The 12,971-nt window shown below is 51.8% G+C and carries 8 protein-coding genes; all 8 read right to left on the bottom strand.

Annotation, left to right across the window (positions count from 1 at the left end; translation table 11 throughout):
* Positions 1-9 precede the first annotated feature (9 nt).
* Positions 10-1,983, bottom strand: coding sequence for a DNA topoisomerase IV subunit B (parE, locus tag GON22_RS08305; RefSeq protein ID WP_160395652.1), 1,974 nt, complete (start codon positions 1,981-1,983; stop codon positions 10-12).
* Positions 1,984-2,105: 122 nt separating this feature from the next.
* Positions 2,106-3,092 carry an ABC transporter permease gene (locus GON22_RS08300; RefSeq protein ID WP_160395651.1) on the bottom strand — a complete coding sequence of 329 codons (987 nt, stop codon included), beginning with the start codon at positions 3,090-3,092 and terminating at the stop codon, positions 2,106-2,108.
* The gene (locus GON22_RS08295; RefSeq protein WP_237179078.1) at positions 3,085-4,116 is read right to left on the bottom strand and encodes an ABC transporter ATP-binding protein; all 1,032 of its coding nucleotides are present in this window, start codon (positions 4,114-4,116) and stop codon (positions 3,085-3,087) included. The genes GON22_RS08300 and GON22_RS08295 overlap by 8 nt, the downstream gene beginning before the upstream one ends.
* Positions 4,117-4,149: 33 nt before the next feature.
* Positions 4,150-4,965 (bottom strand): GDSL-type esterase/lipase family protein, encoded by an 816-nt coding sequence (locus GON22_RS08290; RefSeq protein ID WP_160395650.1) that lies wholly within the window; start codon positions 4,963-4,965, stop codon positions 4,150-4,152.
* A gap of 159 nt (positions 4,966-5,124) precedes the next feature.
* The gene (purT, locus tag GON22_RS08285) at positions 5,125-6,312 is read right to left on the bottom strand and encodes a formate-dependent phosphoribosylglycinamide formyltransferase (protein ID WP_160395649.1); all 1,188 of its coding nucleotides are present in this window, start codon (positions 6,310-6,312) and stop codon (positions 5,125-5,127) included.
* 125 nt (positions 6,313-6,437) lie between these two features.
* Positions 6,438-8,258, bottom strand: a complete 1,821-nt coding sequence (locus GON22_RS08280; protein WP_160395791.1) for an ABC transporter ATP-binding protein — start codon at positions 8,256-8,258, stop codon at positions 6,438-6,440.
* A 20-nt stretch (positions 8,259-8,278) separates the two neighbouring features.
* A complete protein-coding gene (locus GON22_RS08275; RefSeq protein ID WP_160395648.1) occupies positions 8,279-10,117 on the bottom strand; it encodes an ABC transporter transmembrane domain-containing protein in 1,839 nt (612 codons plus the stop codon).
* Positions 10,118-10,939: 822 nt separating this feature from the next.
* Positions 10,940-12,971 (bottom strand): dynamin family protein (locus tag GON22_RS08270; protein WP_202113153.1); only part of this gene is annotated, 2,032 nt, incomplete at its 5' end.

Genomic DNA, 12,971 nt, shown 5'->3' with positions numbered 1-12,971 from the left:
TCTGTCCTCCTACTCCTCGTATTCGGTGAAATCGACATTGTCGATGATCCACCGCTTCCGCGGATCGACCTTGTCACCCATCAGCGTGGATACACGACGTTCCGCTTTCGCAGCATCTTCAATCTGAACCTGCAGCAGTGTGCGCGTTTCTGGATTCATCGTCGTTTCCCACAGCTGGTCCGGGTTCATCTCGCCTAGCCCTTTGTACCGCTGCAGCTCATAGTTTTTCCCGAATTCCTTCAAATAGTTCTGAAGCTGTTCGTCCGTCCACGCATACCGAACCGTCTCCAACTTGCCTGACTTGCGCGTCAGCTTGTAGAGCGGCGGCTGAGCAATATAGACTTTGCCAGCGTCAATTAGCGGCTTCATATACCGGTAGAAGAACGTAAGGAGCAGCACTTGAATGTGCGCGCCGTCCGTGTCGGCATCGGTCATAATAATAATTTTGTTATAGTTGCATTCCTCGCCATCGAATTCAGGGCCTACGCCTGCGCCGATTGCAGCAATTATCGCTTTGTACTCGTCGTTCTTAAGAATGTCGAGCAGCTTCGCTTTCTCTGGATTCATCGGCTTGCCCTTTAGCGGCAAAATAGCCTGGTGCTTCGAATCCCGGCCTTGCTTCGCTGAACCGCCTGCCGAGTCGCCTTCCACGATAAACAGCTCGTTGCGGGCAATATCCTTCGATTGGGCAGGGGTGAGCTTGCCGCCTAGATTGGAGCTTTCGCTCCGCTTCTTGCCTGATCGAATCTCTTCACGCGCTTTGCGTGCCGCTTCACGCGCTTTGGACGCTTGAATCGCTTTTTTCATGAGCATCTGTGCAGCTTGCGGATTTTCCTCCAGGAACACAGCCATTTTATCGGTTACAACCGCATCAACTGCGCCGCGTGCTGATGCACTGCCCAGCTGGTCCTTCGTTTGGCCGACGAATTCAACCTCAGACATTTTGATGTTAATAACAACCATCATGCCCTCACGCAGGTCATTGCCCTCGAGGTTCTTCTCTTTCTCCTTAAGGAGTGCATTCTTGCGGGCATAATCATTCATGATACGCGTGTATGCTGTCTTAAAACCAGTCTCATGCGTGCCGCCACCGCGCGTTGGGATTGAATTTACGAAGGACGCAATCGTCTCTGTATACCCGTCATTGTATTGCAGGGCAATCTCGACCTCAATGTCGTCTTTCTCAGCGGCAAAATGGACAACATCATGCAATACCGTCTTGTCTTCATTCAAAAACTGCACGAATTGTTTCGCGCCGCCTTCGTAGTGGAACACGACTTCATTGCCGCTCCGCTCATCTTTTAACGTGACCTTCAGCCCGGAATTCAAGAATGCGATCTCCTGGAGCCGTTCGGAAAGCGAATCAAAATTAATTGTCGTCCCGCTTTGGAACACGCGGCTATCCGGCTTGAAGGTAACCTTCGTGCCGGTGCGATTCGTATTGCCGACGATAGTCAGACCAGTTACCGGCTCGCCGACATGCTCCTTGCCGTCTGCGTCCGTCCAATATTCAAACCGTTGCTTATGAACTTTCCCATCGCGATAAATTTCGACTTCCAGCCACTCGGAGAGTGCATTCGTAACCGAAGCGCCTACGCCGTGCAAGCCGCCAGACTTCTTATATCCCCCGCCGCCGAACTTGCCGCCTGCATGCAGCATTGTAAAGACGACCTGCGGAGTTGGAATCCCGCTTTTATGCATACCGGTCGGAATGCCTCGTCCGTTATCCTTAACAGAAATCGAGTTGTCCTTGTGTATGGTAACATCGATCGCAGAGCAGTACTTCGCTAGATGCTCATCGACCGCATTATCTACAATTTCCCAAACGAGGTGGTGAAGACCGGAGCTGCTCGTGCTCCCGATGTACATGCCCGGCCGTTTGCGAACGGCGGTCAGCCCCTCGAGTATTTGTATATCGTCCGCGTCGTACTTCCGTTCGGCGGATGGTGATTCCTTCGCGAACAGATCCAATTGCTCGGCCATACGCGCCCCCCTAAATGTGTGTTGCCTCTGCCCAGATGCCTCGGGTCAGTAGCCTGTTGGACATCCATGTCCGCTTATTATGGATTGATTTATTATAAAAAAGTTGCCGTCAGAGGTCTATTTTAATTCAACATATCCTGTTTCGTAAAGACGCTGAACGAAACGATCAGCGAAAGAAGCGTCCAAACGCCTAGTACGGCTAAAGAAAAAGATAAACTCATGCCTTCAATCGGCGGCGGCGAACCCGCCAAATAATTGCTTAATTCCAGGTTAACTGAAAAAATATATTTCGCACTATGCCAAGATGATGCCATCGTTGCGAGGATCGAGCCAGCAATGATCGCAGCCATCATTGTAACGATGCTTGCTGCCGTACTGCGAACGAGAACAGACACCATAAGCGCCAAGCAAGCTACCGTCATCGCGGACACCCACACGAGCCCTGACATCATCAGCAAATACAGCCAATGCGGCACGGCATGAACGGCTGAGCTGTCCAATTCAGCTCCATTAATAACGAATCCTGTAAATACAGGCAGCGTCCATCCTCCATACCCGAACACAAGCCCAGCAATTAAATACGATAACACAACCGTTGCAAGGAGCGTTAAGGAAACATATAGCGTTAGCGCAACAAGCTTGCTTAGCAGTATTTTCCACCGCCTCACCGGCCTTGTAAGCAGCATCTTCATCGTGCCGGATGAGCGCTCACCGGAAACCAAATCAGAAGCGATAGCTAATACGAGCAGCGGAATAAACATCGTTACCGAAGCATCGAGAAACCCTCTTGTAAATGTAACGGCATTCGGCGCGTCAGGATTAACATCATGATCCAAATAATATTGCAGCTGCTGCACAGCAACTCGGCGATATCGCTTCCATTCTTCGGGAATCCGGTCGCTCGACAGCTGGTTTTGGTAATCCGTTATTTTCTGCTGCAGCTGAAAACGCCAATCTTCGAACTTCTCCCGATTGTTGACGGCCATTTTCATTTGAGCATACGTAAACACTGGAATGAGAACAAGCAAAATTAGCACGACGACGAGAAACCTTTTTTTCTTCCACACTTTCATCGTCTCGTTGCGTACGAGCGGCAGCAGATTACTCAACCTCATCGCCCTCCGTCATGTTCAAAAATAGTTCCTCCAGCGTTGGCGCAACTTGCTGCACAGCGCTGATTCGCAACCCATCACGCGTCAACTTCTCGATTAATGCCGGGATATCGCGGATTGGCATAGTTGTTACGATCGCGCCTGGCAGCATAGCTAGTATAGCCTCATCGACCTGCGGCTGATCTTCGGGCAATACGGTAACGCTTGCTTCGTTACGCAGCCGCTGCAGCCCAGCCGCACGATCCTCGAATTGCCAGACTACATACGTGCCCGCATGAGCAATAAGCTCACCCACTTCACCGACCGCCAACACTTGCCCTTTGCTAATAATCGCTACCCGGTCGCACATCAGCTGGATTTCACTAAGCAAATGGCTAGAAATAAATAAACTAAGCCCCTGCTCCGCAAGAGATCGAATAAAGATGCGCAGCTCCTTGATGCCTTTGGGATCAAGGCCATTGGTTGGCTCGTCCAAAATAAGCAGCCGCGGATTGCCAAGCAGCGCTTGTGCGATTCCAAGCCGTTGGCGCATGCCTAGCGAATAGGTTTTGACCTTATCATGAATGCGGCCATCCATCCCAACGATTTCCACAACTTCACGAATGCGATTTTCATCAATGCCTGCCTGCATTCTGGCGAAATGCTCAAGGTTTTCCCAGCCAGTCAAATAGCTGTACATTTCCGGATTCTCGACGATGCATCCAACATGGCGAAGCGCCTTCTCAGGGTCGCGCTGGACATTGAAACCGCAAATCTCAATTTCGCCCGAAGTGGGACGTATGAGATCAACGAGCATACGAATTGTCGTCGTTTTGCCAGAGCCATTCGGGCCGAGAAAGCCGAAGATTTCGCCCGCCTTCACATCAAAGCTAACGCCGCGAATAATATCACGGCCGCGAATTTTCTTCGTTACGCCCCTCACGGACAACACCGTCGAAGAAGCATTGCGATCCCGTGCCAACTTCGTTGCATTCGCATCGGAAACTGGTGCTGCGCTTGACGCTTTCGTTACAAACGCCATCCTTCATTCTCCTCTCTGATGCCAGCCATTCCACTAGTTAATCGCTTGTGCGATGCGCGATGCAATCGCAGCATATCCTTCGTGGTTTGGATGAAAGTGATCCGACGACAAATATTTGGACAAATTAGCTTCAAAAAGGTCAAAAGTTGGGATGAGCCTCATATTGGGATAACGGTAAATAATCGCATACACTTCTTTATTCCACGCCTGCACCTGCAAGCTGCCTTCGCGAAGGTCCTTCACATCGTAAAACGGATTATATAAGCCGATATAAACGATTTTTGCCTTCGGATTCAGCTCGTTCAACCGTTTAAGCGTTTGCTCAAGCCGCTTCGTTCCAATGGCGAGGTTCGCATTCAGCTCATCCATCGACAGCTGCCCTTGATTCGCTGCAACGCCTTTCTCATTCCCCGCAGCGAAAGCAAATAGATCATTGCCGCCAATCGTCATAAGAATGACATCCGACTCGCGAACCGCAAGCTGAAAGCCTTTGTCCGTCTCAAGCTTTTCGTTTAATTGGTCAGCCCTAAGCCCGTTAATCGCTAAATTGTTCAAGAGCTTGACCGGCTTGCCGTACATTTCTTCCAAATGCTTCATCGTTGGCTTCACGTAACCTTCGCCCGTTGAATCGCCCGTTCCTTTGGTTAACGAATCGCCTAACGCCGTTACACGAATGATTGGCTGGTCAGCCAAGCTAGGCGTTGATGGCCCATCTTCCACAATCGGGCTTATGGCTTGTCCAGGGCGCAGCATATCCTTCACGGCGTAAGCAAATCCGGCAAGCAATAGAATAGTTGCAAGTACTGCGACGATACCGATCACACGCCAGAGGACAGTGCCTCGATTCATCATGACAAGCTCCTTTCCCTATCCGATGGATAATTTACCCTTCTACCATAAATCTAACGATTAAAGAATGCAAATCGGGCCATAAAAAACCCGTAATGCACACCGAATAAGTGGCATTACGGGCAATGATTCACTTAAATATTAAACAGTAACGATTATTTAAGCTTCGTACTCGATATGCAGCGCTTGCGCTGCGCGCCTTGCCATGTCACGTGCTTGCTCAACGCCGTCCGCACTGCTCATCGCAACCGCCATACGGCGGCCCTTCTTCGTCTCTGGCTTGCCAAACACGCGAACTTGTGTATTCGGAATGGAGAGCGCTTCTTCAATGCCCCCGATTTGGAACGTTGCACAGTCGCGGTCTGCCTTCAGCGTGTGCGTCGCCCCTGGCGTCAGCAGGCGAATCGTAGGGATTGGCAGCCCTAAAATCGCACGTGCGTGCAGCGCAAACTCAGACAGGTCCTGCGTCACCATCGTCACCATTCCCGTATCATGCGGACGAGGCGAAACTTCGCTAAACAATACGCCATCCTTCGTCAAGAACAGCTCCACGCCATAAAGGCCATAGCCGCCGAGCGAATCAGTTACTTTGCGCGCTATAAGCTCCGCTTCTTGAATCTGTTCCGATGTCATCTGATGAGGCTGCCACGATTCAATATAATCGCCGTCCTTCTGCACATGCCCAATCGGCGCACAGAATGAAGTGCCAGAGACGGAACGGATCGTTAGGAGCGTAATTTCGGAATCAAAATGAATAAAGCCTTCGACGATGACGCGCTGTTTCTTCGCACGGCCGCCTTCCATTGCATATTCCCAACAGCCTTCAATATCAGCTTCTGATCGGCAAACGCTTTGGCCTTTGCCCGACGAGCTCATGATCGGTTTAATGACACAAGGCGTGCCAATTTCCGCAACCGCATGGCGAAGCTCATCCAACGAATCTGCGAATTGATACGGTGCAGTGGGAAGCTCCAGCGTCTCAGCTGCTAACCGGCGGATGCCTTCACGGTCCATCGTCAGCCGCGCCGCACGCGCAGTAGGAACAACCGTACGGCCTTCCTTCTCCAGCTCAACGAGTGTCTCTGTCGCAATCGCTTCAATCTCCGGCACGATGAGGTCAGGCTGTTCTAGCTCAATGATTCGCCGGAGGGCTTCGCCGTCCAGCATGTCAATGACATGCGACCGATGCGCGACTTGCATCGCTGGCGCATTCGCATAACGGTCTACGGCAACCGTCTCAATGCCGAGCCGTTGCGCTTCGATGATGACTTCCTTGCCAAGCTCGCCTGATCCGAGCAATACGATTCGGCGTGCTTGCTTCGATAGCGGTGAACCATACTTAGACATGTGAACCTCCTGAAATCATGCAGACGGCGGCAAACCTGGGCACTCGCATCACCAGACTTGCCGCCGTATTGCGTTTTCTTTCCATTTTGGACGGAATGCCGTTAAAAATCAAGCTTGTCCTTGGGCTATGCCAATAAAAAGCGGTATTGCGCTTCAATTAGCCCGTTATACGTGCCACGTAACGCGATTAACTCATCATGCGAGCCTTGCTCGACAATTGTGCCATGATCCAGCACCACGATTGAATCCGCATGTCGGATGGTTGACAGCCGATGGGCGACGATAAACGATGTGCGCCCTTGGAGCAAGGTTTGCAGCGCCTTCTGGATTTTTAGCTCCGTCTCTGTATCGATGCTTGCTGTCGCTTCATCCAGAATAAGGATGCGGGGATCCGCCAGCAGCGCACGGGCAAACGACAGAAGCTGCCTTTGCCCCATCGACAGCACGTTGCCGCGCTCTTGCACCTCGGTATCATACCCGTCTGGCAAATTCATAATAAATTCATGCGCATGCACTGCTTTTGCCGCTTCGACGATCTCGTCATTCGTGGCGTTCAGGCGGCCGAATCGTAGGTTATCCCGGATCGTGCCTGAGAAAATAAACGTATCCTGCAGCACGATCCCGATCTGCGAGCGCAAGCTCTCAATCGACACGTCGCGAATATCTGTACCATCAATCACGACGCGGCCTTCCACCGGATCGTAAAACCGGCACAATAGGTTCATAATCGTGCTTTTGCCAGAGCCCGTGTGGCCGACCAACGCGATTGATTGGCCCGCTTTTACATCGATCGTTACGCCTTTAAGCGCTGGGCGCCCCGCTTCATATTCGAAGACGATCCGGTCAAACAACACATCGCCCTTCACATCAGGCAGCTTGTTCGCTTCAGGCAACTCGCCTACAGCCGGATGCTCATCCAAATATTCAAAAATCCGTTCAGACGAAGCCATCGCGATCAGCAGCTGGGAGTACATTTGGCCTAACCGGTTGATCGGTTCCCAGAAGTTGCCGATATAGTTCGCGAATCCGACGAGCAAACCGACCGTTAATTCATCCTGTTGAATCAAATAAGAGCCATACCAGAACAAAATTAAAGTTCCAACTGCACTTGTCAGCTCAATAATAGGCCCAAAGGATTGGTTCAACGCCGAGGCCTTGTTCCATGACTTGATATTGCTCATGTTCATCCGTTCAAAGAACCGAATGTTGTCTTTCTCCTGCACGTAGGCTTGCGTTACTTTAATGCCTTGAATGGACTCATTCAAATGCGAGTTAATGCGCGATTGCTTAATGCGCACATCCTGCCATGCGAACCGAATCCGCTTGCGAAGCGCGCTCGACACGAGGAACATGAGCGGTACGGTCAACATGACCGCAAGGCCAAGCTTAAAGTTCCACGCCAGCAAAATAATTACAATGCCAATGAGCTGCACGCAATCCATCAGCAAGTTTACAACACCGTTCGTAAATAAATCCTGCAAGGCATTGACGTCGTTAGTGACCCTAACGAGAACGGAGCCAGCTGGACGCTTGTCATAAAATTTAAAGGAAAGCGTCTGGATATGGGAAAACAAATGGCTGCGCAAATCATGAATGACCCGTTGGCCGATAATATTCGTATGCTTGATGCGATATCTGTTGGAGCCCCATTGAATAATATAAAGGGTAAACATAAGGCCAGCGAATATCAGAAGCTTCGGCACGCTAGAATCGCCTGACTTCGGGTTAATCGCCTCATCGATCGCCATAATGACGATTGCCGGAATCGCTAGGCGTGTCAGCGTCCCCAGCACCATGCCGACTAGAATGACCGGCAGCAATTGTTTGCGGTACGGCTTTAAATAATTGAATAACCGGCCAAGCTGGCTCCAGTTAAACGGTTTTTCGATCAATTCATCGTCTTGATAGACGAATCTGTCGCGGCGTGATGCCGCTTTCTTTTTCATTGGCTGCTCCTGTTCGTTGCTCAATGGATGGCCCCCCTTTCTGCATTAGCTTGAGCGCGCTGCAACGCTGATGGTTCCGGCTCACCTGGCACCCAAGCATCAGCCACTGGCGCTTCACTTGCTGGATCTGGGCGATCTGCATATTGTATGCGGTATACGTCGCGGTATGGCCCCGGCTCAGCTAACAGCTGCTCGTGCGTGCCAAATTGTACCGTCTTGCCTTTGTCCAGTACGAGAATTTCGTCCGCGTGGCGAAGCGATGAAATGCGATGGGCGATTATGAACGTCGTTCTGCCGGCCATTAGTTCACGGAAGCCCGCTTGAATCTCATGCTCTGTTTCCATATCAACCGCGCTGGTCGCATCATCCATCACCAGAATGCGCGGGTTGCGAATAAGTGCGCGAGCGATTGCAATCCGTTGCTTCTGCCCCCCGGATAACCCCATCCCCCGTTCGCCAACAACCGTGTCATACCCCAGTGGCAGTTCCATAATAAAATCATGTGCTTTGGACAGCTTCGCCGCATTGATAATATCTTCCATCGTCGCATCCAGTGCGCCATAGGCGATGTTGTCCCGAATCGAAGCCGAGAACAGGAACGTCTCTTGGAATACCGGCGCAATTGCGCCGCGAAGCGATTCAATCTCCAGCTCACGCACATCGATGCCATCGATTGTAATGCGCCCGCTTTTCACATCGTAAGCACGCATGAGCAGCTGGATTGCCGTTGACTTGCCAGATCCAGTGCCGCCTAATAAACCGATTACCTTCCCTGGCGCCGCATTCAGCGTAAATTCGTCAAGTGCTGGCACGCTGCTGCCGTAGCCAAAAGTTACATTTTCGAATCGGACATGCCCTTTCATCGTGCCGTGATCCAGTTGGACAGGATGTTCTGTGTTTTTGACATGTACATATTCGTTCAACAGCTCAAGCATCCGTTCACCAGAAGCTTTGGATTGCGTATAGTTGTTAAGATGGAAGCCAATGCCCCACATTGGGCCAATGATGTACCAGGTTAAGCTGAAGAAGGCTACGAATTCTCCGATTGTGAGCGAATCATGAATGACAAGCATGCCGCCAGCGACCAGCAAAATCACAGCGCTCAGGTTTGCCAACAGCTCCATCATCGGGAAAAACCGGCCCCAAATCTGGGAAACGCCGATTTGATTCGCTTGATAGTCATGGCTCTTCTCCGAAAACTTGTTCACTTCAAACGATTCACGGGCAAACGACTTTATCGTACGAACGCCTGTAATATTTTCTTGCACCGCTGTCGTTAATCGGCTCATCGCAAGGCGCATCTCACGGAATGCGGGATGGATGTTCTTCTCAAGCCGAATCGCGGTAAACGCAAGCAGCGGAATCGTTACAAACGTCATCAGCGTAAGCTGCCAATGGATCGTCAGCATCATGATGCCGCCGAATATAATCATAAGCACCATGTTCAAAATTTGCGCAAAGCCGAAGCCGATAAAGTTGCGGATCGCTTCAAGATCAGCGGTCAGGCGGGACATGAGGTCGCCTGTCTTCGCGGTATCATAATATTTGAACGATAAATATTGCAGCTTGTCATAACATGCGTTACGAAGCCGATAAGCGACCCGGTTGCCTAACCGCCCGCCGAAGAAGCCGTGTAAAAATTGCAAGCTGCTCTTGACCGCAATAACGCCAACGACCGTCAATGACAACGTTGGAACCATGCCGAACTTTTGTTTCATGATCACATCGTCAATAAGTATCCGAAGCAAGTTCGGATAGGCAAGGCCGAGACCCGTCGCTGCCATTAAGCAGAGAATCGAAGTGATGAGGTACTTTTTCTCGCTCCAATAAAATGATTTTAATTGCCTGAAGACGTCCACAACGAATCCCTCTCTCCCGTTAACCCAGATGAATTGGAAATACGAATGAATCGTAACAGCAACCTATGGAATGTTCAAACAGAGTATGTGAACGTATGGATCGCTCTGTGACGCTTCGCCACGCTGAGCGCAACTTATTGGGGGGTATGCTCCTAAATCGTCTGCCATCCGTTCGATATGCTCACAATTCCTCCATTTTTGCATGAATCCACCTCCGTTTTTGCACATATTGCCATAGCATTTTTTTGATTATCGATTGGAAAAAGCGGCTTTGAGAATCGAATGCGTTTTCGATTTTGAGATTTAGAAAAGAGCGCGGTCTTTGGGAGCTTGGGACCTGCCTGGACGGTTCCCATTGCAATTCATGCAACAACGAGATCCAGCCCATAAGAGCCAAAATGTGCCCAGAACCTAGCAAACCGCCTTTTCCGTTGCACAAATTGCAATGACGCCACCTCGCTTCCACATTCGAGTTGATGTTATTGTACAAACTGCAATGAGCTAGCTACTGATCACACCAATACTGCCTTGCGTTCGATGTACGCCTCAGTCCACGTGCAAACATAACGCCAACTGTTGGCAGCCGTGAAAACAAGGCGTGTGCCTTAGCCGCCCATAGTCGCTGTGGGTCTGGGGACTCCCCTATTGACGCTCTGGCGTGCTAGTCGGCTGAATTAATTGGGCAAAAAAACTTGCCCCGCTAGATGTGAATAGCCGTCGAGTCTTTCTCGACAGCAGAAGAGCGGCCCTGTGGACCGCTCTTCTGCGTGTACTGCAATTCAAATAGGTTAAGATCTATAACTGGATTATCGTTACTAGAAGCTAGTTTTGGCGAATAGCCGCCAGCTTCAAACGAAGCTCCGTTAATTGGGCCAGATCGCTGCCGTCTTGCAAGGATGCTAACTTGCCTTCTGCATACGCACGCACTTCTTCGGCCAGCTTCACGCCGTTCGTGCTTGCCGATTCGCGCAGCCGTGTTGCATAGATGGCGTTCCACGCTGCTGCAGCCTGCTCCGACCAACGTTTCAGCGGCTCAGCTAGCAGCTCTTCGATTGCGGTGCGCATTGCTGCTTTTCCATCACCCTCGAAAAATTGGCGAGGCGACTTAAAGCGGCTCCAGAACCATTTGGCGTCGACAGGCCCAACGCTCCACAATTGACCTACATTTTGCGCTTCCCACTCCGCCCGCATATAGCCTGCAGCTTCAAAGCCAGACAGCTGTTCGGCAGCCTCGGCTGCCACACGCTCGTAACGCTCCTTCAACAACGCATACAGCGCATTATCCATACGCAGCGTCGTTGCATCCAGTTCCTGTGCAAGCTCTACACCAAGCTGGCGATCGAGCTCCAGCCAAGACGTCCATAACGCTTTGCGAAGATCCCGGCCATCATCCCGAAGCGTGGAAGGATTAAACGCCAGATTGTAAAACTCGCTAAACCGTAGTCCTACGCGTTGAATCACGTAGAACAACAGCTCTTCTAACTCTCTAGCCAACCGATCATATTGCAAATCCGCGAGGTCGCTTATCGATTGGACGGTACGAACCGCTGAATCTGCGCTGGCAGCCAGCTTCGTACGTTCTTCTGCCCGTTCTGCTGCACTGCCTTGCGCGGATTGAATCCAGCCGCCTACGACGGTTTCTGTCCGGACTAAATCACGGTCCGCCGACTCAATCGCCATCCGCCCTAAATCATCGCGAATGAACGTAGTGAACGAAGTCTCGAAAGCTTCTACACCAGATTGCGCGAGTGCTTCGCGGTCGCCATCCATCTTCGCATCCAGCGCTTGCAGGCTGGAAACGGGATAAAGGCGCGGGAACCGAATGCCATGCTGCAGCAAATTATCAGATACATGCCTTAGCACACCGTCCAATTCCTCTGGCGATGCTGCCAGATCGGCAGCATTGACAAGGAAGAACATTTTATCAAGCTCAAATTGATCCTTCACGCGGCCAAGCTGCATCAGGAACTGGCGATCTGCCTGCGAGAAAGCATGGTTATAATAGGTGACGAACAAGACCGCATCCGCATTCTTGATATAGTTAAACGCTACGCCCGTATGCCGCGCATTAACGGAGTCTGCGCCTGGCGTGTCGACAAGGACGATGCCGGCATCAGTCAACGGACAACCGTAATGGAGCTCAATCTCAGCAACGAAGCAAGAACGGGATTCTTCCGCAACGAACAAACGGTATTCCGCCTCATCGACGGACAATATGCTGCCCAGATGCGATGCGAATCTGCTCCAGCCACTCTCGGCAGCTTTTAAAAAGCTATAATGCGGCCGTCCGCCTGCCTGAACAGCATCTGGGCTAAGCGCCGCGATGCGGCGAAGGAGCGCTTCTTCATCGGCCGGAACGTCCGTTTCGCCTAACAGCGCCAACGAATATTGCAAATCGCTGAGCATGCCATCCTTCGATTTCATCACAACGCGGGCACTGCCATGCGGCTGCGTGCCGGTTGGCGGCACAATGCGGTTAATGGCCGCCGTCGTCGGATTCGGCGACACCGGCAATGCTGGCGCGCCAATTAACGCATTGGCGAGCGAGGATTTGCCTGCGCTGAACGCGCCGAACAGCGCAATCGTAAACCGGCTGCTCTGCAGCCGGTCCGCTTTGTCGCGCATCGCGCGAGCTGCTGCTGCTAGCGCCGAATGCGGCGCTAGCAGCTCTGCTGCGCTGCGCAGCCGCGCTGCTGCTTGGCGCTGCGGCGCGAAGGCATCGCCGCCCGCGAGCTGCGCAGCAGCAGCAGCAGCAGCAGCAGCAGCAGCGGCGCTCGCTGCGCGGGCGCCGCCATGCGCCGCAGGCGCTGCCGCCTGCGCGGGCACCGCCGCGCGGCTGCCGGCTTCGCCGGCA

It is taken from the genome of Paenibacillus sp. MMS18-CY102 (genome assembly GCF_009789195.1).
Taxonomy (GTDB): Bacteria; Bacillota; Bacilli; order Paenibacillales; family Paenibacillaceae; genus Paenibacillus_T.
This window is presented reverse-complemented; position numbering and strand designations above follow the sequence as displayed.